Source organism: Sphaerisporangium rhizosphaerae (assembly GCF_042665155.1).
Lineage (GTDB): Bacteria > Actinomycetota > Actinomycetes > Streptosporangiales > Streptosporangiaceae > Sphaerisporangium > Sphaerisporangium rhizosphaerae.
Genome location: NZ_JBHTCG010000007.1, coordinates 149,549 through 172,565, shown reverse-complemented (window position 1 = coordinate 172,565; position 23,017 = coordinate 149,549). Strand labels below are relative to the sequence as shown.

Sequence of the window (23,017 nt, the reverse complement as noted above, 5' to 3'; positions counted from 1 at the left end):
CTCCATCCCTTCCACCGCCGCGCCCTTCGGCATGCGCGCATTCACCGGCGCTCACCGGGACACGTGGCGGTCCTCACCGTTGATCGGACGACGCGCGGATACGTTTGCTGCAGATCCACATCGGACGGGAGCACACGATGGGCCTTCATCGACATGGGCGGGCGTCGCTCCGCCTGGCTCTTGCGGCCGCCCTCGGCTTCGCCTCGACCGGCGCCGCCTCCCCCGCCACCACCTCATCCTCCGGCCCCGCCTCGCCCTCCGGCGCCGTGGCGGCCGCCCCGGGCCAGGCCCCGGCGCCGGCGGCGGCCGCGCCCTTCCACACCGCGGACCTCGCCGCCTTCGCGCGCATCCGGCGCGCCCAGGAGGACGCCTGGGCGCGCGGCGACGGCAGGGCGTACGCCGCGCCCTACGCGCCCGACGCCGACCTGATCAACATCCTCGGCGAGAACCTGCACGGCCGCCAGGGCATCGCGGTGGCCCTCCAGCGCTACTTCCAGGGGGCGCTGCGCCACACGCGCGTGCTCGTCAACCAGGAGCGGGTGCGGTTCGTGTCACCGGCCATGGCCGTCATCATCCGCCAGGGCTGCGTGCTCTACGGCGCCGAGAAGGCCTGCCGTCCCGACACTCTGTCGATCAACACCAGCGTCGCGGTCAAGCAGGCCGGCCGATGGCAGATCACCTCCTTCCAGAACACCCTGGTCAGCCCGGCCGCACGAGAGCGGTTCCCGGCCAAGCCGCCTCCCTCCGGCTGACGGCGCGCCACCGGGCGGGCGTCCCTCCCCCCGTCCCGGACGGACGGACGCGCGCCGCCACGCGGCGGCCCGAGCGGACAGGACATCCCTCGGGACCGGTTGGATCGACGCGCACGGACCGCGCACGCACGCGCACGTACGCGCACGTACGCGCACCGACGAGCGGCGGCCGAGCAGAAGAACCAGGCGGCACCGGACAGAGAGCCAGGCGGCACCGGGCAGGAGGACAGCAGGTGTGAGGGCCTACCCCCGCAGGTGGGCGCCGGTGGCCGCAGCCGCGACGCTGACGGCCGGCGTCCCGGCGGCGGCCGTTCCCGCGGGCGGCGTCCCGGCGGCGGCCCTGCCCGGGGCCGGCGGCCCGGCGGCGGCGGACGACGTCGTCTTCCCCACCTCCGAGATGACCGGCCTGTCGGCGGTGAGCGGCGTGGTCACCCGCGACGGCGCCGCCCTGCCCGGGGCCGACGTGCTGGCCGTCGCCTACCCGGCCGGCGACGCGCTGGACCTGCCCGAGGGCCGCGCCGTCGGCACGCTGGTCGCCGGGGCGGCGAGCACCGACCGCCTGGGGCGCTTCTCGGTCAACATCGACCCCGCCGCGCTGCCCGCTCCGTACACCAGCGAACGGGGGCAGCTCAACCTGGAGGTGGCCATCTCGGACGGCGACCGCGAGGTGCGCTGGATGACCACCGCGGTCCGCTCCTCGCACGCCCGCCCCATCGGCGGGACGCCCGCGCGGTGCGGCGCGGCCGTGGGGCGGAGCTGCGATCCCGGCGACCCCGGCGACCCCGTCTATGTCGTCTCCGGCGCCGGCGGGTCGGAACGGCTGGTGGTGGTCGTCCCCACGGCGGAGGGGCGCCCGGTGGTGCCCGTCTGGTCCACCGCCTCCAGCGAGGCGGCCGGGGTGTCGGTCCCCCGGCAGCTCCGCGTCGACCTGGGCGCCGATCCGACGGCCGCCGACGCCAACGACGACCCGGCCGCCTGGGTGTCCGCGCCCGCCGGGGAGGAGGTCACCCCCGAGGGCGAGGCCGGCGGCCGGACGCCTCCCGGCCCGCCGTCCCCTCCCCCGTCACGGCCGTCCTCCGCACCGCCAGAACCCACCTCCACACCGTCACGACCGGCCTCCACCTCCACACGACCGACCTCCGCCCCCTCACGGCCGCTCTCCGTCCCGTCCCCGCCGCCGCCGGCCCCGTCGCGGCCGTTCGGCGCGGCGGCGGCCCGGGAGATCGGCCGCGCGCTCGTCACGCCCCGCGCGCCCGCCTTCCCCGCCATCGCCGCCGCCCTGAAGGACGGCGCGGTCACCGCCGCGCAGATCTCCGCCGGGCGGCTGGCCGCGGCGCGCAGGTCGCCCGGTCCGTGCATCCCGCGCGTGGTGAAGCGCCACAACGGGCGCGAGGAGACCTACATGGGGGTCTACGCCTGGCCGGGGGCGCTGGCGACGGTGACCCAGGCGAACGGCGCCGACCACACGCTGAGCACGGGCGCGGCGCGGGCCGGGGGCCGGTGGTCCTCCAACGGCTCGCTCACGCTGTCGGTGCGGGCCGGCGACAGCCACACCGCCTCGCGGGTCGCCGACGCGTGGGCCATCGGCACCGTCAACTACGGCGTCCTCGCCAACGGCTGCGACGGCCGGCGGAACCTGGTGCCGCTGAGCCTCGGAGACCCGATCAAACGTTTCGCCCGCGCTTATCATCCATCGCTGAAAGCGCAGTGCATAACCCTTTATGGGCATTCTTCGGTTTGGGACAAGGACCAGGCGAGAAACGTCGTCATCGGCGGCGGCGTCAGCGTGGCGGGTTTCACCGCTTCGGCGCAGAGCGGATACGATGTCCGCTCGAAACTGTCGTTCCGGCCGACGAAACTCACCCGCCTCTGTGGGAACAGGGGCGCAGGCGTCTGGCTTTCCTCCATCGTCGAGGCGCACAAGGGCTGAACACCATTCCGAGAACACCGCCGGCGACCCGTGGCAGGGGCTCGCCCCGATGGTCCTCCACCGTGGCGCGGTGCCTGGTGCTGCTGTCCGTGGCCGCCTGCGCGGGGCCGGGCGCCGCGCGGAACCCGCAGGCGGTCCGGCTGATCGCGCCGCCCGGTGACGGCGGCCGGCAGTCCCTGACGCTGCGGCGCACCGTCCAGGGCATGCCCTACCTGTTCGGGAGCTTCGCCGTCTGCCTGGACCGCGCCGGCGCGGCCGAGGTCACCGGGGTCCGCTTCGAGAACTCGCGCGGGGGCCTGGCCGTCCAGGAATTCGCGCTCCGGCCGTTCTACCGCGGGTTCGGCGAGGACGGCGTCGGCTGGGGCGAACCCGTCGGCCTTCGGCAGCGCGGCGTCTCCACCGCCTCCCGCACGGTCACCCAGGTCTGCCTGCCGGAGGACTACTCAAGGGTGGAGTTCAGCGAGGTCGTGCTGCAGATCTCCCGCCCCACCGCGACCAGCGCGTGGAGCCCCGGCTTCGTCATCACCTACGACAGCGGGGGCGCCGAGGGCACCTTCCGGATCCCGTTCGGCATCACCCTGTGCGCGCCGTCCGACCGGACCCTGCCCAACTGCCGGCCCGACGCCTGACCGAGCGCCACCCCGCGGTCGTGCGCGCACGAGGCCGGTCCTTTATCCGGCGCCATCCGGCGAGATCGGCTCTGCGGGCGTGGACGGGGCGCCGGCCCGCCGGGCGTGGACGGGCGCCGGCCCCGCCGCGCGCGGCCGGCGCCCGTCCCGGAGCGGTCGCGCTCATCCTCCGGGCTTGAGGACCGAGTCGATGATGTAGACCGTGGCGTTGCGGGTCTGGATCGGCCCGCAGGTCACCTTGGCGTTGTTGACCTTGTAGGTGTCGTCGGACTTGCCGACGGTGAGCTTGCCGCCCTCCAGCGACGTGAGCGGGCCGTTCTCCAGGTCGGCCGGGGTCTTGCGCCCCTGGACGACGTGGAAGGTGAGCAGCCGGGTCAGCGCCTGCCGGTTGCCGATGATCCGGTTGAGCTGGTCCTGCGGCACCTTGTTGAACGCGGAGTTGGTCGGGGCGAAGACCGTGATGTCCTTGGCCGAGTTGAGCGTGTCCACCGCGCCCGCCTTCTTCGCGGCGTCGGCCAGCGTGGACAGGTCCGGGATGTGCGACACGGCGGTCGCCAGCGGCTCGCCGGCCAGCTGCGCCGGGCTGCCGGGGCCCGAGGTGGGCAGGGACGCGCAGGCCGGCCCCGAGGGCGAGGCGGCCGGAGCGGTCGGCGAGGGCGACCCTTCGCTCGGCGACCCGGAGGGCGACTCCGAGGGGATCGGCGACCCGGGAGACCCCGACGGCGAGCCCGGTGGCGTCGAGAAGGTCGAGGTGGGAGAGACCGGCGAGGGCACCGGCGTCCGCACCGCTCCCGGCACGAGCGTGCCGGCTCCCGCGTCCCGTCCGCTCGTGGTGGCGCCGGCTCCGGCTACGGAGGCGGCCGTGAACGACAGTGCCGTTGCGAGCGGAAGGACGAGTAGACGAGTGTTCATGGGTTTCCCCTTTTTGCGCTCTCGTGACGGGCGGTCACCGGGCAGTGGCCACCCCGCGAAGGACGGGCCACCGGGCAGTGGCCACGGCTTCGCTGCCTGGACGGCGGCATGGGAGATCGGCAGAACGGAACGGTGTCGGGGCCGTGGCCGCGGCGGGCGCCCGGCCGGTGGTCTCACCGGCCGGTGATCGGGGCGGCGCGGGTTCGGCCGGCCTGATCGTGAGCCGGCGATCGTCACCGGCTCGCCACGGGCGGGGGTCGCCGGCCCTTCACACCGGCGACGCGACGGTCGGGCGCCGCTCCCGGCCCGCGCCTTCACGGGCCTCGTCCTTCGACGGCCCGCCGGCCGCGTCCGTCGCGGCCCCGGGTGTGTCAGCGGGCGCCCCGTCCCTCGCGCAATCCCCGCGGCGACGGCTTGTATGAGAGGGCCGCACGCGCGTGCCCTCGCTCAGTCAACTGCGCCTTGCGCGCGATCGTTTCGGCAGGCCCCGCGCATCAGCGTCCCTCTCATTATCACCGAGCGCCTTCCCCTCCACCCAAGCCGGCGACCTTGAACCGACAAAAGCTCCGCCATGTCGCCCGCCGCCCGCCCGCGCATCATCGGCCACCCGCGTCGCCCGGCGTACCGCCGGTCCCACCGCTCCCATTCGCGGGAGGGCCGGAGCGGGCCGACGACCTTCCGGCGGTTGACCCGGCCGGTCCCCGGCGGCGCGCCGCACCTGAGCCGGCACGCTGCGGGGAACCTCGCCCGCTTCGCCACCTGATTCCGCCCGCTTCGCAGGTTCATGGAGGACGATCTCCTCCTCGGAACCTCCACCGCCGCCGGGCGGTAGTGAGGGCATGACGACACCTTCGATGTTCATCGCGGCCCTGGTGGTGGTCCTGACGGCGGGGGCCTGCGCCGATGGCGGCGCCGTGCGGGCCGCGCCCGCGGACGGGGCCTGCCAGGACCGCGCCGCCGGCTCATCGGCCGGGGCTCGGGCGCCGGTCCCGTCGTGGGCGAGCGTCAACGCCCCGGGCGGGCTGCCCGTCAGGATGGGCGTGCGGGGCGACGCGCTCGGCTACCTGTTCGCCGATCCGCTGCGGGCCGGGCGGCCCACCGACCCGGCCAACAAGATCCTCTGGTACGTCCGGCAGCCCCGCGACGGCCACCCGCTGGAGATCACCGCCCGTCCGAAGGGCGCCCGGGCCCCGGTCGTCCGGGTCAGCGTGCCCGCCGACTCCGGGCCCGGGGAGATCTACCCGTCCATCGTGGAGGTCCCGTCGGCGGGCTGCTGGGCCCTGGACCTCTCCTGGGGCTCCAACCACGACTCCCTTGAACTGACCTACCTCTGAAGCGGCCTCCGCCTTGCGAGATGACCCGCGCCCTCGGGAGCGGGCTCCGCGCGCACCCCGGCCGCCGCGGACGGCCGGAGCCCGGTCCCGCCGGCGGCGGGCGGGGAAACTAACGTCGGAGGCATGACGACGCGGCCGCGAGACGGGGTCCGCCGGGTGGTCACGGGATGGCGGCGGATGGCCGCCTCCACACCGGCGGGGCGTGACCGGCATGTCGACCTGATCCGCGCCGTCGCGATCGCGGCCGTGGTCACCGGGCACTGGCTGGTCGTGTACGTGACCTGGGGCCCCTCGGGGCCGACGGGCCGCAGCATCCTGGAGCTGGTGCCGTGGACGCACCCGCTGACCTGGATCTTCCAGGTCATGCCGCTGTTCTTCCTGGTCGGCGGGTTCGCGAACGCGGCGTCGCTGACCTCCCACCTCGCGCGCGGCGGGAACCGCACGGGGTGGGCGCTGGCCAGGGCCGCGCGGCTGGTCCAGCCGACGACGGTCCTGCTGTGCGGGCTGGCCGCGGGGGCCTTCGCCGCCAGGACCCTCGGCGCCCCGCCGGCGCCGGTCGGCACGGCGGTATGGCTGGCCTCGATCCCGCTGTGGTTCCTGGTGGCCTACATCGCCGTGGTGTTCCTGACGCCGTTCATGCACGCGCTGCACCGGCGGGCCGGCCTGGCGGTGCCCGCCGTCCTGACCATCCTGGTCGGGGCGGACGACGTGGCACGGCTCGGCTTCGGCGTCCCGTACGTGGGGCCGGCGAACTACCTGCTGGCCTGGCTCGCGGTGCACCAGCTCGGCTTCGCCGTGCAGGACGGGCGGCTCCCGTCGCGACGGGCCGTCACCGTGCCGCTGGCCCTCGCGGGCCTGGCCGCCCTGGTGCTGCTCACCGTGGCCGGCCCCTACCCGGTGAGCATGGTCGGCACCGGCGGCGAGCGGACGCAGAACACCGCCCCGCCCACGCTGGCGCTGCTGGCCCTGGCGACCGCGCAGACGGGCGTCGCGCTGTCGCTGCGCCCGTGGGCGGAGCGGTGGCTGCGGCGGCCGGGACCGTGGACGGCCGTCGTCGCCGTCAACTCGGTGATCATGACGCTGTTCCTGTGGCACATGACCGCCGTCGTGGCCGCCGTCCCGCTGCTGTACGGCACGGGACTGCTGCCCCCCGCCGCGCCGGGGTCGCCGCTCTGGCTGGTGCTGCGGCTGCCCTGGCTGGCGTGCCTGGCGGTCCTGCTGGCCGTCCTGGTCGCGGTCTTCGGGCGCTTCGAGCGCCGGGCGAGCCGGCGGTCGCGGGCGGAGCGGGTGGAGGGGACGCCGGCCGCCGTGCTCACCGCCGCGGGGGCCGCCGCCGTGGTGGCGGGCCTGCTCGGCGTCGCCCTGGCCGGCCCTGCGGACCACGGTCCGACCGGGCTGCCGTGGGGCGTGCTGGTCACCTACCTGTCCGGCGCCGCCGTACTCGCCCTCATGCGCCGCCGCGGGCACCCGGCCTCATCTCCGTGACGGCGCCGCCAGGACGCGGCGAGGAGGTGGAGGACGCGGCGCGAGGAGCCGGCGGGGACACCTCGGCCGGCCTGCCAGGACGCCCGCCGGACGCCACCGGGCGCCACCGGGCGCCACCGGGGCGCCACCGGGGCGCCGGTCGTCACAGGCCCGCCAGGCCGGCGAGCACGCGGACCTCCTCCATGATCGGAGTCGCGCCGCCGGGGATGTCGTGCTCGGCCGCCCACAGGGCCATCTCGACGCGGCGGGCCACCGCCCACGCCTGCAGACGCCGCACGTCCTCCCCGACGGCGTCCGCCACCAGCGCGCACCGGACGGCGACCACGGCGGAGGGATCGGGGTGCAGGAAGGGGTCGTCGATCTGCTCCACCACCGGCCACGGGTCGTAACCGGGGTCGCCGATCATGGGCTTGGCGTCGATGGCCAGCCAGGGGCGGCGCCGGGCGGCCAGCACGTTGCCGGGGTTGAAGTCGCCGTGCAGGACGACCCGGCGGGCGGCGCCGCCGGGCAGCTCGCGCAGCAGCCGGACGCCGTGCGCCACCAGGCCGGGGTCGAACCCGGGGCGCAGCCGCTCCATGCGCTCCTCCACCAGATCGGCCCATTCGGCGGTGACGTCGCCGAGGCGTTCCAGCGCGGTCTCGGCGGGCGGCGGCGCGGACCACAGCTCGTTCAGCACCTCCGCGGCGAGCAGCAGGCGTTCCTCCGGCGCGAGCGCGGCGACCCCCAGCGGCTCCCCCGGGTCGCAGCGCTCGACCAGCAGGGCGTACGCGGCCTCGTCGTGGCGGTACACCCGCACGGCGCCGCGCCCGCCCCACCACCGCAGGCCCTCGGCCTCGCCGGCGGCCTCCCGGTGCGGCCAGGTGATCTTGAGCACGGCCGGGCCGCCGTCCGGGAGCCGGGCGGGGGCAACCCACGAGCAGCTCCCGCCGTGGAACGGGGCGCCCAGCCTCAGCGACCACCGCTCGCGCACCTCCTCCACCAGCGACGGGAGCGCCGCCAGCCACGAGCGCCCGTCCTGCGTGCGGCCCATGGTCGTCATGATCGGCAGCGTGGGCGGGAACAACTCGGCCGTCATGCGCCTCCCGTCGGCCTCACCGCACCGGCCTGGGCCGGCCGGGCTGGAAGGGGGCTAGTCGGAGATGGCGATGCGGAGGCGGCGGAAGCCCCTGCCCTTGCTCTCGATCTTGGTGACCATGATGCGGCCGATCTGGGCGGTCGTCGCCACGTGCGTGCCGCCGTCGGCCTGGGTGTCCAGGCCCACGATGTCGACGATGCGGACCTGCTCGGCGTCCTCGGGCACGAGGTTGGTGGCCGTGCGGATGATGTCGGGGAGCGCGAACGCCTCGGCGCGGGGCAGCACCCGGACGTCGATGCGGCGGCCGGCGGCGATCTCGGCGTTGCAGGCGTCCTCGACGGTCTGTTTGAACCCGGGCGGCACCTCGGGCAGGTTGAAGTCCATGCGGGCGCTGAACGGCTCCATGTTGCCGCCGGTCACCAGCGAGCCATAGTCGCGGAAGACCACGCCGCACAGGACGTGCAGCCCGGAGTGGGTGCGCATCAGCGCCGAGCGCCGTTCGTCGGCGACGGCGGCGCGCACCTCGGTGCCCGCGGGCGGGATCGGGTCGCCCTCGGCGGGGATCAGGCAGAGGTCCTCACCCTTGCGGGCGCCCACGATGCGGGTCTCGACGCCCTGCCACACCAGGGCCCCGTGGTCGGCCGGCTGGCCGCCGCCTCCGGGGTAGAAGGCCGACCTGTCCAGCACGATGCCCTCGGGCGTCGCCGCGAGGACGACGGCCTCGAAGGCGCGGAGGTTCTGGTCGGACATCTCGAGCCGCTGCGTTCGCCCGTGGAGATCGACGCTCATGACCGGACAGCCTAGGCCCTTTCCTCCCGGCAGTGCCCCTGGTACGACAACAGCCGGCCGATCACGGGCAGCGCGACCTCCACCTCCAGGCGGAAGCTCGGCGGACCGCCGTCCGGATCCTCCGGTCCGGTCCAGGCGCGGGCGTGGACGCGGGGCGCCAGGCGCGCGGGGACGGGGATCTCGTGCCGGCCGGCGCGCAGGACGACGCCTAGCTGGACCACCTCGACGTCCGCGGCGCCGGCCACGGTGCGCGTGCGGACCTCCAGCGGCCCGTGCCGCTCCCACCCTCGCTCGCCGAGGCGGATCTGGTGGCTGAGCAGCCTGCGCCCGCCGATGACGCGCTCCCAGCGCTCCACCACGGGCACTTCCCGCCTGCCCGCCTCCCCGTCCGGGACGGGTCGTTCTAGAGGAGCGGGGGCCGTCCGCGCGGCCGTCAGGCGGGTCACGGTGACGTGCAGCGGGACGGCCGTGCCCGTGCGGGGGAGGCCGAGCAGGGCGCAGGCCAGCCGCGCGAGTGGGCCCGGCCCCCGGCGCACCGTCAGCACGCCGGTGCCCCGCACCGTCCGCTCACCCAGGTGGAACCGGAGCATCCACGCGTACGACCCCTGGTCCGGCTCCCCCACAGCGCCCCCTCACGTCCCTGATCCCATCGTGGCACGCGCCGACTCCGGGCGGCGCCCGCGCGGACTCCGGTGCGCGCCGTGGGTCCGCGCGGGCGCCCCGGGGCCCGGGATGGACCGGGCCCCGGGCTCGGGGGTCACCTCAGGCCGAAGGCCCGGGTGATGGTCTGGCTGACGCTGTTGCCCTCGGTGTCCTTGGCGAAGGCGCGCAAGGTGACCGCGTGGGCCGTGCGGGGCGCGTCCAGCCTGGTCCTCCAGCCGTCGCCGGAGCGGGCCAGGCGGGCGCTCCGCCAGGTGGCGCCGTCGTCGTAGGAGACCTCGACGGTGACGGCGCTGATCGGCCCGGCGTCCACCGCGTACGGCAGCTGCCGGGGAGTGACCGTCAGGTCGGCCTTGCGCTGGGCCCGGCCGTCGGCGTCCACGTCGACGTCGTAGTCCACCTGGATGATCGGCAGCGTCAGCGTGTGGTCGGTCTCGACGTATCCGCTGGTGAAGTTCCACTCGGTGAGGGTGCGCGTCGAGTAGGGGTACAGCGACGCGTCCCGGGCGGCCTCGTTGACCAGGCGATAGGGCAGCCGGTCGGGGCTGACGATCGGGGCCAGGACGACCGAGCGGTCGGTGCGGTCGTTGGTGACGCGGTCCACCAGGGTGTCCCCCTGGTACAGCGAGGCCGTCTGGGTGACGTGCTCGTTGAACAGCATCTCGCCCTGGTGGTCGCCGCCGGAGCTTCCCCAGGCGGGCAGGAAGAAGATCAGGGCGTCGCCGCCGCGCAGGGGGAACCAACCGGTGCCGTCGTTCATCCGCGGGCGCACGATCGGGCCGAACCAGCGGGAGTCGCCGGTCGCGCCCGCCTTGTAGGTGACCAGGTCGGACTGCTCCTGCGCCCCGCCGTCCAGGGCGAGCGCGTACTCCATCCAGCGCACGCCGCCGTCGGCGGACACCCAGTCGGTGCGGGTGCCGCGCGCCGGCCCTTCGGTGAGGTAGCCGCTGAATCCGCGGGGCCAGTCGGGCAGCACGTCGGTGCGGAAGTCCCGCGCCGTGGCCTGCTTGTGGTTGGCGAACGACATCTCGACGCGCGCGAGGTCACGCTCGCCGGGCCGGTAGACCGGGTCGGCGGGCACCGCGCCGGTCCACCTGTGCACCAGGTCGAAGAGGTAGCCGGCGGAGGGGTGCGAGGTCACCTGCAGCGGGGCCTTGCCCTTGTTGAGTATGCGGCCGATCAGGCGCTCGCCCTCGTCCATGGTGACCGAGGCCACCGGCATCGGGGCGGGGGTCTGCACCGCGTCCCAGGCGTCGAGCCTGCCGCGGCCGTTGCCCACCAGGAGCAGCAGCCTGGCACCGGCGGCGCGGGCGGCCTCGGCCATCGCGACCGGGTCGGCGTCGTCGCTCCAGCGCACGACCGCGACCTTCCCCTTGACCTTCGCCGCGGCGAGCTCGGCGGCGCTCCCCTGCCCGGCGAAGACGGCGTCGAAGGAGTGGCTGCCCTCCGGCAGCGGGGTGTACCGGGACTGGATCAGCAGGTCGTCGAAGTCATCGTCCTTCGAGGAGACCGCCAGGCGGGGCTGCTCGTCGCGCCAGCGCGCGGCGAGGTCCAGCCGGCCGCCGGTCACCTTGCCGCCGGTCGGCAGCACCCACACGCTGTCGTGCTGGACGCCGAGGAGGCGGCTGTCGGCGACGGCCTCCTCGCCGCCGAAGCCGCGGACGAAGTCCACGCGGGTGTCGACCGTGGTCCGCGGCCGGTCCACGCCCTTCGGCAGGACGGAGGAGACCTGCCGGGCGGCGCCGGCGTCCAGGGTGACGGCGGTGTCGGCCGAAAGGTCGACGCTAGGCTTGGCGAGCAGCGCCACGCCGAGCGAGTGCGGGCCGTTCGCGCCCTGCACCTCGCCCCACATCCAGATGGAGTACGTGCCGGTCGGCAGCCGCAGCGTGCGGGTGCCGGACTCGTCGATCGCGTACGCGTCGAGGCTCTGGTGCCCGTTGGGAAGCCGACGGGTCACGACCATCTCGCCGGCGAGCGGCTTGCCGGACCGGTCCTTGGCGTGGACGGTGAGCTGGGCCCGCTCGCCCTCCTTGTAGTAGCCGAGCACGGTGTGGGCGCGCAGCACGCCCTCCTGGTCCACCGCGTCGAGCCGCGCGGCCAGGTGGCCGTCCAGTTCGGCCCGGTCGACGTCCAGCGTCACCTCGGCGGTGGCGGTGCCGTGCGCGGGGACGGTGACCGTGCCGGCCGACGGCTCGAACAGGCCCTCGGGGGCGCCTCCGGTGACGTTGAGGTTCAGGGTGACCGGGGCGTCGCCGGTGTTGGTGTAGGTCACCTGACGGGTCGCCTTCTGGCCGGTGGTGTAGGGCCAGTGGGTGGTGATGTGGGCGGTGCCGGTGGCGAAGACCGTGCCGCCGACGGCGGCGCTCGCGTCCACCAGGCCACCGCCGGCCTGGTAGGGGCCGAACTGGAACAGGACCTTGCTGCTGCTGATCAGCGCGTCCTTCAGCCGCTGCCCGGTCCAGTCCGGGTGCGCGGCGGAGAGCAGCGCGGCGACCCCGGCGACGTGCGGGGTGGCCATGGAGGTGCCGCTCATCGTCTGGTAGGCGCCCTCCCCCTCGGGGGCGTACTGCGAGCGGGCCGCCAGCACGTCCACGCCGGGCGCGGAGATCTCCGGCTTGAGGCCGTAGTCACCCACGCGCGGGCCCCTGCTGGAGAAGGCGGCGAGGGAGGTGCCCTTGCCGCCGACGCTCACCGCGGCGACCGAGAGCGCGGCGTCGGCCGTGGACGGCGCGCTGACGGTCTCGTCCTCGGGGCCGGAGTTGCCGGCCGCGATGGTGAACAGCGCGCCGGTCTCCTCGCTGAGCCGGTTCACGGCCTGGCTGAGCGGGTCGGTGCCGTCGGACGGGCCGCCGCCGAGGCTCATGCTGACGACCTTGGCCTTCTGGTCGCGGGCGGCCCACTCCATGCCCGCGATGATCCAGGAGTCCTGGCCGCTGCCCGCGTTGTCGAGCACCTTGCCGATCAGCAGGTCGGCGCCGGGGGCGACGCCCTTCTCCACGCCCTCGGACGCGGCGCCGGTGCCGGCGATCGTGGAGGCGACGTGGGTGCCGTGGCCGTTGCGGTCGGTCACGTCCTGGCCGGGGACGAAGGTCGCCGTGCCGGTGATCCGGTCCTTCAGGTCGGGGTGCGCGGCGTCGACGCCGGTGTCCAGCACGGCCACCTTGACGCCGGTGCCGGTGTTCCCGGCGGCCCACACCTCGGGGGCGCGCACCTGGGCGACGGTGTCGGCGAGGTCGGCCTTGGCCTTGCCGTCCAGCCACACCTTGGCGATGCCGCCGGCGAGAGCCGTGCCGGGCGCGGCGCGGCGGGAGGAGGCGCCCGCGCCGGCCGTGCCGGTGAGGGAGTTCCAGAAGTCCGCGGCCCGGTCGTGGCCGGCGCTCAGCGCCGCGCCCTGGATGCTGCTGAGCGTGCGGACCTTCGCCGCGCCGCCCGGCGCCGGCTCGGCCCGCTTGCGGACGGCGGCGTCGGTGTAGGTGACGATCAGCGGGATGTGGTCGCTGCTCGCGTCGTCGTAGCCGTAGGCGGCGAGCTTGGTGACGTCGAACAGCGACCGGTCGACCAGTCCGGCGGTCACGTACGGGGCGGCCGTGTCCGGCACCACGTACACCTCGTCGCCGACGGTGGTGATGCGGGCCGCGGCGCGGCCGCCGTGCGGTCCCTGGACGGAGACGATCGCCGGGGTGTCGCCGCCGGACCGGTAGGTGACCTTGTCACCGCTGATGAGCGTGACGGTCCGCGTGCCGGCGGACGGGCCGGTCGCGGCCCGGGAGGCCGTGGCGAGTCCGGAGGCCGTGGCGAGCCGGGAGCCGGGGGCGTCGGCGGAGGCGGTCCCGCCGGTGAGCGGCGAGGCCGCCATGACGAGGCTGAGTCCCGCGGCCAGGGAGGTGAACCCGAGCCGTAGGGAAGGGGGGCGCTGCACGAAGCCACTCCAAAAATTAGGCAAACCGCCAGAAATCTCTGCAATGGTGACGAAGCGCATGTGACGCCAGCAACGGGAGTGACTTGTCGGAAATATGACATGTCGCATCTGCGACAGCCGCCCTGGTGCGGCCCCGGCCGTCAGGCGTGTAGAGCACGCCGGCGACCGGCGACGGGGATCGCCGCGCAAGTCGGGTGCGTCAGCGCAGCTTGGGGTCGAGCGCGTCGCGGACGACGTCGCCGAGCATGAGGAAGCTGAGGACGGTGGCGGTGAGGAACAGGGCCGGGAACAGCAGCAGGTGGGGATACTCGGCGAAGAACGACTGGGCGACGTTGAGCTGCAGGCCCCAGGACACGTCGGGGTACTGCAGGCCGACGCCCAGGTAGTCCAGGGTCGCCTCGCCGGAAATGACGTTGCCGATGTTGAGCATGGCGACCACGAACACCGGGGCGATCGCGTTGGGCAGGATGTGCTTGACCATGATGCGCAGGTCACCCGCGCCGAGCGCGCGCGCGGCCTGCACGTAGTCGGAGTCGCGCACCGCGATGACCTGGCCGCGCATGAGGCGGGTCATGGTGGTCCAGCCCAGCAGCACCAGCACCGCGGTCATCGCCCAGATGCCGTGCCCGGGGAAGGCGACCAGGACGACGGTCGCCCCGAGGACGAACGGGATGCCGAAGAACACGTCGGTCACCCGGGCGATGATCGCGTCAAGCGCGCCGCCGTAGTAGCCGCCGACCAGGCCGAGCAGGACGGCGATCAGCAGGGCGAACACGGTGACGGCGATGCCGATGAGCACCGAGGCGCGGGTGCCGTGCACGATCTGGGACCAGTAGTCGCAGCCTTGCAGGTCGTAGCCGAACAGGGCGCCGCCGCCCGGGCCCTTCTTGGACATCCGCAGGTTGCAGTCGTCGTTCGGCCCGAACCGGGCGAACAGCGAGGGGAAGGCGGCCATCGCGCAGGCGAGCAGCAGGATGGCCATCGAGATCCAGAACACCACCCGGCCGCGCAGTTCCAGCCACGCGTCGTACCAGAGGGAGCCGCGCTCGCCGCGGCGGGCCTTCGGGCCCGGGGCGGCGGACTCGACGGAGGCCTTGAGGTCAACCACGGCGGATCCTCGGGTCGAGCACGCCGTACAGCAGGTCGACGAGCAGGTTGGCCAGAATGAAGATCATCACCAGCAGGGTGGTGACGCCGACGACGACCGGTCCCTCCTGGAGCTGGATGGACTGGAAGACCTGCTGGCCGATGCCCGGCAGGTTGAAGATGCCCTCGGTGACCACCGCCCCGGCCATGAGGTTGCCGAAGTCGACGCCGAGGTAGGTGACCACCGGGATCAGCGAGTTGCGCAGGGCGTGCCTGCCGATGACCCGCGAGCGCCGCATCCCCTTGGCCGTGGCGGTGCGGACGTAGTCGGCGCGCAGGTTCTCCACCACACTGGCCCGGGTCAGCCGGGCGACGTACGCCAGGCCGAACGAGCCGAGCACCATGCCGGGCAGCAGGTAGCTGACCGGCCAGCCCTCGTCGGTGCCGGCGGTCGGGAACAGGCCGAGGTTCAGGCCGAGCAGGATCTGCGCGGTGTACCCGACGACGAAGACCGGGACGGCGATGACGAACGTCGTGCCGGCCAGCACCGCGGTGTCGGCGAGCCTGCCGCGCCGCAGCGCCGCCAGCACGCCGAGCCCGATGCCGACGACCAGCTCGAAGACCCAGGCGGTGACGGCGAGCTGCGCGGTCACCGTCCAGCGGTCGGTGAGCAGCTCGCTGACCTTCTGGCCGGTGAAGGTCTCCCCCAGGTCGCCGCGCAGGAACACCCCCGCCATGTAGAGGCCGTACTGGACGATCAGCGGGTCGTTGAGGTGGTAGTGGTCGCGGAGCGTCTGCAGGACGTTCTCGGGCAGCGGCTTGTCACCGGCGAGCGCGAGGATGGGGTCGCCCGGCAGGGCCCACACCATGGCGTAGATGAGGAAGGTGGTGGCCACGAAGACCGGGACGGCCTGCAGCAGCCGCTGGACGGCGTACCTCACCGGCGGCCCTCCCCCTCGCGCGCGGCCGGGCACCCCGCCCGGCCGCGGGAGATGACCAGGTGCGGAGTGCCCATCGCGTGCATTCTTGCTCGACCATGCCTTACTAGACGGTGCCTTGCCCGGCCCGCGCCTGCTCGTCGGTGCCTTACTTGACGGTGCCTACTTCACGGTGATCGTGTCGAGGTTGGGGCTGTAGGCGTCGATGCGCACGTCGCCGACCTTGTTGCTGAAACCCGCCTGGTCCTGCCAGTTCCACAGCGGGATCATCGGCATCTCGGCGAGCGCGATGTCCTCGGCCTGCTGGTACAGCGGGATGCTCGCCTCCATGCTGGGCGCGGCGTTGGCCTTGGCGACCAGGTCGTTGAACTGCTTGTTGTCCCAGCCCATCCGGTTGCCCGCGCCCCACATCGACTCAAGGTAGTTCTGCGGGCTCGGGTAGTCCATGACCCAGTTGTTGCGGTAGGGACCGTCCTCCTTCTTCTCCCGCAGCGTGGACAGGTAGTCGGCGGCCGGGATCTTCTTGAACTGGATGTCGGTGATGCCGAGGTTCTGCTTGAGCTGGTTGGCGACGGCCTGCATCCACTGCTCGTAGCTGGGGTCGGCGTTGGAGAAGTAGAGGTTGAGCGTGCCGGAGAACCCGCCGGCCTTGTCGAACAGCGCCTTGGCCTTGGCGGCGTCGTAGGTGCACGCCTCGCCGCAGGGGTTGTCGCGGTAGCCGGGCACCAGCGGCGCCACCAGCGAGGCCATGGGCTTGAACGCGCCGTTGTAGACGGCGTCCACGATGCCCTGCCGGTCGATGGCCATCGAGATCGCCTTGCGCAGGTCGGCGTTCTGGAACCGCTTGTCGAAGGTCGGGAAGCCGAGGTAGTCCATGGTGCCGCTGGGCGTGGGCACGAAACGGTCGCCGAGCAGCTTCTTGGCCTCGGACGCGCTCGCCGGCGGGATGGTCTGCAGCAGGTCGACCTTGTTGGCCCGCAGGTCGGTGTACGCGGTGTCGCGGCTGGCGTAGATCTTGAACAGGACGGCGCCGGACTTGGCCGGGCGCGGACCGGCGTAGCCGTCGAACTTCTTCAGCTTGATCTGCTGGTTGTGCGCCCAGTCGCCGTCCAGGGCGAAGGGGCCGTTGCCGATCGGCTTCTGGTCATAGGCCTTCAGGTCGGTGAAGGCGGCCTTGGGCATCGGCGCGAAGCCGGTGTAGGCCAGGGTGATCGGGAACTGGCTGAAGGGCGCGGTCAGGTGGACCTCGAGGGTGGCGGGGTCGACGACCTTGAGCCCGCTCAGCTTGTCGGTCTCGGGCTTGGCGCCCTCGGCCTCGGGGTTGAGCTTGTCGTAGCCCTCGATGTTGGCGAAGTAGTAGTTGTTGGTCCACGCGTTCGGGGCGTAGGCGGCGGCGTTCCACGCGTCGGCGAAGCTCTCGGCGGTGACCGCCTCGCCGTTGTGGAACTTCTGCCCGGTCTTGATCTTGATGGTCCAGGTCTTCTGGTCCTGGCTGGTCACCGACTCGGCCGCGCGCATCTGCGGCTTGCCCTGGGGGTCGATCACGACGAGCGTGTCGAACAGCGCCTGCAGTACGGTGATGGAGTAGCTGCTGGAGGTGTTGCCGGGCGTCAGGTGGTCGGGCTCGTTGAGCGCGACCGAGAACTGCTTCGGCCCCTGTCCGCCCTGGTCGCCGCCCGTGCTCCCGCCCGAACCGCCGCACGCGCTCAGCGCGAGCGTCGCCGCGAGGAGGACGGCGGCACCTCGCGCCTTGTTGTGGACCGTCACTGTTCCTCTGCCTCTCCGTCGCTCCGGCGTGATGCCGGAGAGGCTAAATAGCAAGGCAGTGGTCTGCATCGGATGGTTTACGTATTCCGTGAAAAGATCTGTGTCGGGCAAGCTGAGCGCGGAGGACTGATGGATCAGATCACCCTGAGCGCAGGTCACCTCCACGCGTTCACCGAGGTGGGGTTCCAGGTGGCCGGAGGGTCGGGGGCCCACGGCGCCATGACGGCCCTGCGCAAGATCATCCCGGTGGAGGCGTACGAGTTCGTCGCGTTCGACCCGGCGACCGGGCGCCACCGCAGCCTGGTCTCCTCGGGGTACGCGCGGGTGGACGAGGACGCCGCCGAGGAGTACGCCGGGCTTGATCCCTACCGGCGCGCCATGAGCTCGCGCGTCCCGCTGTCGATGGGCTCCCCGGGCACCGAGCTGTACTACCGCAGGCACCTGGAGCCGTACGGCTGGCGTTCGGGGCTGACCGCGCCGCTGTTCGTGAACGAGGGCCGCTACACCGGTCTGCTGCACGTCAGCAGCCGCGACACGCTTCCACCCGAGACCGCGACGGTGCTCACCGCGGTCTCGGGCACCCTGGCCCACGTCACCGACCTGACCAGGTGCGTGATCGACCCGATGGGCCTGCCGCCCGGCTTCCACGCGGTCGCCTTCGAGCGCGGCGGGCGGCGCCGCTCGGTCGCCGGATGGCCGCCGTCACGGGCCCTGGAGCACGAGCCGGCGATGGCCGAGCTGGCCCGGGACTTCATCGACTCCCGCGAGCTGTCGCGGCGGGGGCTGTGGCTGGACTCCTGCGGCCAGTGGCGCGAGGTGCGGGTGCACCGCGCGGGCGTCGGCTTCCACGGCGCGATCCAGGGCGCGGTCATCGCCGAGCGGCCGTGCGCCCTGCCCTACGACCTGACCTCGAGGGAGGTGGAGGTGCTCACCCAGGTCGCGCTGGGTGACTCCAACCCCCAGATCGCCGCGGCGCTGGTGCTCAGCGTGCGCACGGTGACCACGCACCTGGAGCACATCTTCGCCAAGCTGGGCTGCGACAGCCGCACCCGCCTGACCACCAAGGTGCTGGCCGAGGGCCTGTGCCGCCTCGACCTGCCCTGACCCGTCCCCGACCTGCCCTGACCCGTCCCCGCCGGGTCAGCGGGCGACCCGCAGGGAGCCGTTGGAGGGCGCCGAGGGGTTGAGCAGGTCGACGTGCATCTCGAACCAGACGTTGTTGGTCCCCGCCTCCCTGATGAACCCCCAGCGGTGGGCGAGCGCCTCCAGCAGGAGCAGGCCCCGCCCGCCGGTGTCGAGCGGCGAGGAGGGCCGCCACCCGAACGGCGGGTCGAGGGAGCCGGCGTCCTGGACGGCGATGCGCACCCAGTCGGCGGAGTAGGACACGCTGAGGGTGAAGGTGCCCCCGTGCCCGGAGTCGGAGTGCACCACCGCGTTGGTGGCGATCTCGCTGGTCAGCAGGACGCAGTCGTCGTGGAGCGGGTGGCCCTTGCCCAGCGCCGAGGAGACCAGGCGCCGGGCGCGGGCGACGGCGTCAGGGTCCCCGGCCAGGTGCAGGACGCGGTCGCTGTCCGGTTGCGCCCTGCCAAAGCCTGATGAAGTCATGCGACCCCCCGGTAGTCATCTGCCCGCACCGTGTTAAGGACGCCCGGGTGGCGTTGTGAGATGTCGCCGAAAGGTAGGAATGCCGTCTCCAACGCGGTCGCTCCCACTCACCGGGCCGCGTTCGCGGCGGCGCGGGCGGCATGGGTGGCCTGGGGGGCATGGCGTGGCGTGGTCATCTCGCTTCCCCGGTCTCGGCGGCGGGCAGGTCCAGCGGGCCCCCTTCGCGGTCCGACTTGTCCTCATCGACGATGTCGGCGGCCGAGCGGACGATGAGCGGGTCGGGGGCGCCGACGACCTCGTGGTCCTTGTTGGCGTACTCGAACAGGCTGAGCACGTGGCGCATGGCCTCGATGCGGCCGCGCTTCTTGTCGTTGCTCTTGATGACGGTCCAGGGCGCGTCCTCGGTGTCGGTGTTGAGGAACATGTCCTCCTTGGCCCTGGTGTAGTCGTTCCACTTGTCCAGCGACTGCAGGTCCATCGGTGACAGCTTCCACTGCCGGACCGGGTCGACCTGGCGGATGACGAACCGGGTGCGCTGCTCGCGGCGCGACACCGAGAACCACAGCTTGACCAGGCTGATGCCCTCTCGCACGAGCATCCGCTCCAGCAGCGGGGCCTGGAGCATGAACTCCTGGTACTCCTCGGGGCTGCAGAAGCCCATGACCCGCTCGACGCCGGCGCGGTTGTACCACGACCGGTCGAACAGGGCGATCTCCCCCGCGGCGGGCAGGTGGGCGATGTACCGCTGGAAGTACCACTGCGTGCGCTCGCGTTCGCTGGGCTTCTCCAGGGCGACGACGGTCGCCCCGCGCGGGTTCAGGTGCTCCATGAACCGCTTGATCGTGCCGCCCTTGCCCGCGGCGTCGCGGCCCTCGAAAAGGATCACCAGGCGGCCGCCGGTGTCCTTGATCCAGTATTGGAGTTTCAGCAGCTCGATCTGCAGCAGCCGCTTGGTCTGGTCGTATTCCGAGCGCGACATCCGCTCGGTATAGGGATAATGCTCGCGCCAGGTGTCCACGGTGCGCCCGTCGGCGTACAGCAGGACCGGATCGTCGTCGTCGCTGGCGTCCACCCACAGGCCAGGGGTGCGGTCGAGCAGCTCGCTCGACTCGATGGACTGGGGATAGACGGTTTCCGAAGGTGCCGACTCCATATCGTCAGCATTACATATAAAAATGACCCTTCTGGCGTACGGTGCGGTACCAGGTCTCGATCCAGGTACATAGCGCGCCTAAGGGAGCCGGAGGCGATGGCCCGATGCGACGATGGAGAACGACAGGAACGACGACAACCCCCGTCCATGTGAGCTGACGCTGCCGTCTTCGACGTTCGGCAAAGGGAGCGGCCGGATGCCTTTGAAGCTGGCGATCGTCCCCCACCGCGACCCCGCCTGCACGGTGGTCACGCTGGATGGCGAGCTCGACGCGACCACGCGGGCCAAGACGGGCCAGGCTCTGGACGGCCTGCTGGCGCAGGGGTGCGACCGCGTCATCCTGGACGTCGCGGGGCTGCGGTTCTGCGACTCGGGCGGCGTGTGGCTGCTGCTGGACCTCCGCCAGCGGGTGGCCGCGTCGGGGGGCTGGGTGCGGCTCGCGGGCGCCGAGGGGTTCCTGCGCCGGCTGCTCGCGCTGACCCGGCTGGACACGGCGTTCGCCCTCGATCCGGACGTGGCCGCCTCGATCGCCGCCGTCGCGGGCGGCGCGCCCGGCTCCCCGCGCGACTCGCGAAGCTGAACCCCGGGACGGGGCCCGGGCTCTCCGGCCCCGGGACGGGGCCCGGGCTCCCCGTGACCTCGGTGGCCGGGTGGGCGCGAGGCTTCGTCAGATGGGCAGGCCGGTGACCGGGCGGGGGTCGTCCTTCTCGCCGGGCCGGCCCCGGACGCGGCGGCTCTCGCGGGCGGCGCTCAGCCGCAGCACGGCCCAGGCGCCCGCCGTGCTGGTGAAGATCGACCCGGCCACGTCCGTCGGGTAGTGGACGCCCAGGTACAGCCGGGCCAGCGCCTGCGCGACCACCAGCAGCACGCCCGCCGCGGCGACCACGGGGAAGTACCGGGTGCCGTGGGCGAGGTAGGCCGCGGCGAACGCCAGTGACATGGTCAGGGCCACGTGGCCGCTGGGGAAGCTGTCGTGCCCGAGCTCGGGGACGAGCTGGAAGGCGACCGGCGGCCGGGGCCGGTCGATGAGCGCCTTGACCACCGAGTTGATCGTCCATCCGACGGTGACCAGCAGGAACGTGACGACCGCCGTGCGGGGCCGCCGGACCAGCAGCAGGACGGCCGTGAGCAGCGCGATCATGGTCACTCCGGCGGGCGGGGTGAAGGCCGCGTGCAGGGCGTGGGCCAGCTCGGTCAGCGGGGCGGACCGCGTCGCGCGCACCGTCTCGTCCAGGCGCAGGTCGGCGCCGGTCCACTCGGAGGTCCGGGCGGCCAGGCCGAGGGCCGGCGCGACGGCGAGCAGCAGCAGGGGCGGCCCCAGGATGTCGAGCGCTCTTCTGATCACCGGCGGTGCTTCCGATCTGGCCGTGTTCGTGCCCGGAACGCCTGGTGCGCCCGGCTACCGCCACGTTAGGAAGACACCGGTCACGCACCGGCCAATTCAAGGTCATCCCGCCGCCCTGCTTCACCAACCCCGCCGCCGGGCCGCGACCGGGTCGGCCGCCCGGGGAGACGGGACCGGTCGCCCGGCGGCGGGCGGTCAGCGGCCCCGGGAGAAGGGGACCGGGCGCCCGGCGGGTGGTCAGCCGCCCAGGGAGAAGGGGACCGGGCGCCCGGCGGCGGGCGGTCAGCCGGCCGGGAGGAGGCGGACGGCCTCCAGGGCCAGGGCGAGCTCGACGATGTCGCGGGGACGCGACACCGAGCGCCCGGTGAGCCGCTCGACGCGGCGGATGCGGTTGAAGACCGTGTTGCGGTGGCAGTACAGCTGGCCGGCGGCGCGCACGGCCGAGCCCTCGCAGCGCAGCCAGGCCGACAGGGTGGCCAGCAGCACCTCGCGGTCGGCCGCGTCCAGCGCGAGCAGCGCGCCGAGCACCTCGCCGGTCAGCCGGCCGGACAGCTCGGGCTGGGCGACCACCAGCGCGGCCGGCAGCCGCCGGTCCAGCCGGGCGATCTCGGGCCCGCATCCCGCGCAGGTGCGCATGGCCAGCTCGGCGAGCTTCCTGGCCGAGGCCAGCTCCTCCAGCCCCTCCACGACCGGGCTGACCCCCGCCGGGCCGCAGACCACCGGGGCCATGCCCTCGACCAGGCGGTCGAGGCTGCCGTCGCCGAGCGCCACGACGGCGACCTCGTAGTGGGTGCGCATGCGCCAGACCAGCCGCATCGCGCCGAGCGTCTCGGGGTGGGAGTCGGCGCAGGGGGTCTGGCGGACCGGCAGCCTGATTGTGACGACCGCATAACGCCCGCGCTCGGGCAGGTCGAGGGCGGCGGCGGCCGAGCGGGCGACGGCGGCGTCGCCGGTGCCCTCCAGCAGGTCGTCCAGCAGCGCGTTCACCCGCTCGGTGCCGCGGCCGAGCAGTTCCTTCTCGCGCCGCCGGTAGGTCTCGGCCGCGGTCAGCGCCTGCCGGTCGATGGCGTGCCAGACGTGGGTGGCGGTGCGCACGAGCGCGCCGAGCAGTTCGGGGTGCTCGCGCTCGACCAGGTCGACGAACCCGGCCCAGGTGACCTGCGCCGCCAGGCGGTACATGCGCATGAGGGAGTCCATGGGCAGCCCCTGCTCGGCGCGGCGGCGGGCCATGGACCGGGCGAATTCCAGGTCGCGGCGCTTCTGGGGCCGCTGCAGGATGGCGGAGATGCCGATGCGCAGGCCCTCTTCCGTGCTCTGCCGGTGCTCCTCCGGCGAGACGAGCCTGCGGTAGGCCTCGTCGCCTTCGCGCACCCGGGCCACCAGCTCGTCGGCCAGCTCCGGGAGCCGTTCGAGCAGCCGGGCGGCGACGATGCGCAGGACGTGCCGCACATCGTCGTCAACGTGCTCGTTTCGCTTGGCGGGCATCTTTCGTAGATTGCCATCCGCCGCCCGTACGGAACAAGGTTCGGTTTCGTTTCGTGACGCGCCGTTGTGCGGGCGCACAACGGCCCTCCCGCGGCGGTGGGCACCGGTTGCGACTTCACCGCCGCATCTGGACGACGGTGCGCGAGCGGCGTT

The 23,017-nt window shown here is 73.4% G+C and carries 19 protein-coding genes; 7 read left to right on the top strand and 12 right to left on the bottom strand.

Annotated features, from left to right (window positions below; all coding sequences use genetic code 11):
- Positions 1-137 precede the first annotated feature (137 nt).
- The 3 genes from ACFQSB_RS13025 (at position 138) to ACFQSB_RS13015 (ending at position 3,311) form a co-directional block, all read left to right on the top strand.
- Complete coding sequence (locus ACFQSB_RS13025; protein WP_380826558.1) at positions 138-752, top strand: SgcJ/EcaC family oxidoreductase; 615 nt, start codon at positions 138-140, stop codon at positions 750-752.
- 235 nt (positions 753-987) lie between these two features.
- Positions 988-2,682: a hypothetical protein gene (locus ACFQSB_RS13020; protein WP_380826557.1), complete on the top strand. Its 1,695-nt coding sequence runs from the start codon at positions 988-990 to the stop codon at positions 2,680-2,682.
- 62 nt (positions 2,683-2,744) lie between these two features.
- Positions 2,745-3,311, top strand: a complete 567-nt coding sequence (locus ACFQSB_RS13015; RefSeq protein ID WP_380826556.1) for a hypothetical protein — start codon at positions 2,745-2,747, stop codon at positions 3,309-3,311.
- Positions 3,312-3,473: 162 nt separating this feature from the next.
- On the opposite strand, the gene ACFQSB_RS13010 is transcribed toward ACFQSB_RS13015, so the two are convergent.
- Complete coding sequence (locus ACFQSB_RS13010) at positions 3,474-4,223, bottom strand: fasciclin domain-containing protein (protein WP_380826554.1); 750 nt, start codon at positions 4,221-4,223, stop codon at positions 3,474-3,476.
- 839 nt (positions 4,224-5,062) lie between these two features.
- On the opposite strand from ACFQSB_RS13010, the gene ACFQSB_RS13005 reads away from it, so the two are divergent.
- Both ACFQSB_RS13005 and ACFQSB_RS13000 read left to right on the top strand, forming a co-directional pair.
- Positions 5,063-5,557: a hypothetical protein gene (locus ACFQSB_RS13005; RefSeq protein WP_380826553.1), complete on the top strand. Its 495-nt coding sequence runs from the start codon at positions 5,063-5,065 to the stop codon at positions 5,555-5,557.
- 123 nt (positions 5,558-5,680) lie between these two features.
- The gene (locus ACFQSB_RS13000; protein WP_380826551.1) at positions 5,681-7,042 is read left to right on the top strand and encodes an acyltransferase family protein; all 1,362 of its coding nucleotides are present in this window, start codon (positions 5,681-5,683) and stop codon (positions 7,040-7,042) included.
- Positions 7,043-7,184: 142 nt separating this feature from the next.
- Here the strand turns inward: ACFQSB_RS13000 and ACFQSB_RS12995 are convergent, their stop codons facing one another.
- The 7 genes from ACFQSB_RS12995 to ACFQSB_RS12965 form a co-directional block, all read right to left on the bottom strand.
- Complete coding sequence (locus ACFQSB_RS12995; RefSeq protein WP_380826550.1) at positions 7,185-8,117, bottom strand: aminoglycoside phosphotransferase family protein; 933 nt, start codon at positions 8,115-8,117, stop codon at positions 7,185-7,187.
- A gap of 54 nt (positions 8,118-8,171) precedes the next feature.
- Positions 8,172-8,906 carry an alanyl-tRNA editing protein gene (locus ACFQSB_RS12990; RefSeq protein WP_380826548.1) on the bottom strand — a complete coding sequence of 245 codons (735 nt, stop codon included), beginning with the start codon at positions 8,904-8,906 and terminating at the stop codon, positions 8,172-8,174.
- Between the two features lie 11 nt (positions 8,907-8,917).
- Positions 8,918-9,529, bottom strand: coding sequence for a DUF4166 domain-containing protein (locus ACFQSB_RS12985; protein WP_380826547.1), 612 nt, complete (start codon positions 9,527-9,529; stop codon positions 8,918-8,920).
- Positions 9,530-9,663: 134 nt separating this feature from the next.
- The gene (locus tag ACFQSB_RS12980; protein ID WP_380826545.1) at positions 9,664-13,485 is read right to left on the bottom strand and encodes a S8 family serine peptidase; all 3,822 of its coding nucleotides are present in this window, start codon (positions 13,483-13,485) and stop codon (positions 9,664-9,666) included.
- Between the two features lie 199 nt (positions 13,486-13,684).
- Positions 13,685-14,593 (bottom strand): ABC transporter permease, encoded by a 909-nt coding sequence (locus tag ACFQSB_RS12975; RefSeq protein WP_354836334.1) that lies wholly within the window; start codon positions 14,591-14,593, stop codon positions 13,685-13,687.
- The gene (locus tag ACFQSB_RS12970) at positions 14,586-15,512 is read right to left on the bottom strand and encodes an ABC transporter permease (RefSeq protein ID WP_354836336.1); all 927 of its coding nucleotides are present in this window, start codon (positions 15,510-15,512) and stop codon (positions 14,586-14,588) included. Before ACFQSB_RS12970 ends, ACFQSB_RS12975 begins: the two co-directional genes overlap by 8 nt.
- A 159-nt stretch (positions 15,513-15,671) precedes the next feature.
- A complete protein-coding gene (locus ACFQSB_RS12965; protein ID WP_354836338.1) occupies positions 15,672-17,276 on the bottom strand; it encodes a peptide ABC transporter substrate-binding protein in 1,605 nt (534 codons plus the stop codon).
- Positions 17,277-17,405: 129 nt separating this feature from the next.
- On the opposite strand from ACFQSB_RS12965, the gene ACFQSB_RS12960 reads away from it, so the two are divergent.
- Positions 17,406-18,380, top strand: coding sequence for a helix-turn-helix transcriptional regulator (locus ACFQSB_RS12960; protein WP_380826542.1), 975 nt, complete (start codon positions 17,406-17,408; stop codon positions 18,378-18,380).
- A 36-nt stretch (positions 18,381-18,416) separates the two neighbouring features.
- On the opposite strand, the gene ACFQSB_RS12955 is transcribed toward ACFQSB_RS12960, so the two are convergent.
- Positions 18,417-18,881 carry an ATP-binding protein gene (locus tag ACFQSB_RS12955; protein ID WP_354923919.1) on the bottom strand — a complete coding sequence of 155 codons (465 nt, stop codon included), beginning with the start codon at positions 18,879-18,881 and terminating at the stop codon, positions 18,417-18,419.
- A 172-nt stretch (positions 18,882-19,053) separates the two neighbouring features.
- Positions 19,054-20,034: a polyphosphate kinase 2 gene (ppk2, locus tag ACFQSB_RS12950; RefSeq protein ID WP_354923917.1), complete on the bottom strand. Its 981-nt coding sequence runs from the start codon at positions 20,032-20,034 to the stop codon at positions 19,054-19,056.
- 196 nt (positions 20,035-20,230) lie between these two features.
- On the opposite strand from ppk2, the gene ACFQSB_RS12945 reads away from it, so the two are divergent.
- Positions 20,231-20,614, top strand: a complete 384-nt coding sequence (locus ACFQSB_RS12945; protein ID WP_380826539.1) for an STAS domain-containing protein — start codon at positions 20,231-20,233, stop codon at positions 20,612-20,614.
- Between the two features lie 87 nt (positions 20,615-20,701).
- On the opposite strand, the gene ACFQSB_RS12940 is transcribed toward ACFQSB_RS12945, so the two are convergent.
- Both ACFQSB_RS12940 and ACFQSB_RS12935 read right to left on the bottom strand, forming a co-directional pair.
- Positions 20,702-21,379: a phosphatase PAP2 family protein gene (locus tag ACFQSB_RS12940; protein WP_380826537.1), complete on the bottom strand. Its 678-nt coding sequence runs from the start codon at positions 21,377-21,379 to the stop codon at positions 20,702-20,704.
- Positions 21,380-21,661: 282 nt separating this feature from the next.
- Positions 21,662-22,864, bottom strand: coding sequence for a PucR family transcriptional regulator (locus ACFQSB_RS12935; protein WP_380826535.1), 1,203 nt, complete (start codon positions 22,862-22,864; stop codon positions 21,662-21,664).
- Positions 22,865-23,017 lie beyond the last annotated feature (153 nt).

Coding starts and splice junctions, on each gene's coding strand:
- ACFQSB_RS12945 (WP_380826539.1), top strand. CDS start 20,231: ATGCCTTTGAAGCTGGCGATCGTCCCCCACCGCGACCCCGCCTGCACG.
- ACFQSB_RS13025 (WP_380826558.1), top strand. CDS start 138: ATGGGCCTTCATCGACATGGGCGGGCGTCGCTCCGCCTGGCTCTTGCG.
- ACFQSB_RS13000 (WP_380826551.1), top strand. CDS start 5,681: ATGACGACGCGGCCGCGAGACGGGGTCCGCCGGGTGGTCACGGGATGG.
- ACFQSB_RS13010 (WP_380826554.1), bottom strand. CDS start 4,223: ATGAACACTCGTCTACTCGTCCTTCCGCTCGCAACGGCACTGTCGTTC.
- ACFQSB_RS13005 (WP_380826553.1), top strand. CDS start 5,063: ATGACGACACCTTCGATGTTCATCGCGGCCCTGGTGGTGGTCCTGACG.
- ACFQSB_RS12990 (WP_380826548.1), bottom strand. CDS start 8,906: ATGAGCGTCGATCTCCACGGGCGAACGCAGCGGCTCGAGATGTCCGAC.
- ACFQSB_RS12960 (WP_380826542.1), top strand. CDS start 17,406: ATGGATCAGATCACCCTGAGCGCAGGTCACCTCCACGCGTTCACCGAG.
- ACFQSB_RS12955 (WP_354923919.1), bottom strand. CDS start 18,881: ATGACTTCATCAGGCTTTGGCAGGGCGCAACCGGACAGCGACCGCGTC.
- ACFQSB_RS12995 (WP_380826550.1), bottom strand. CDS start 8,117: ATGACGGCCGAGTTGTTCCCGCCCACGCTGCCGATCATGACGACCATG.
- ppk2 (WP_354923917.1), bottom strand. CDS start 20,034: ATGGAGTCGGCACCTTCGGAAACCGTCTATCCCCAGTCCATCGAGTCG.
- ACFQSB_RS12935 (WP_380826535.1), bottom strand. CDS start 22,864: ATGCCCGCCAAGCGAAACGAGCACGTTGACGACGATGTGCGGCACGTC.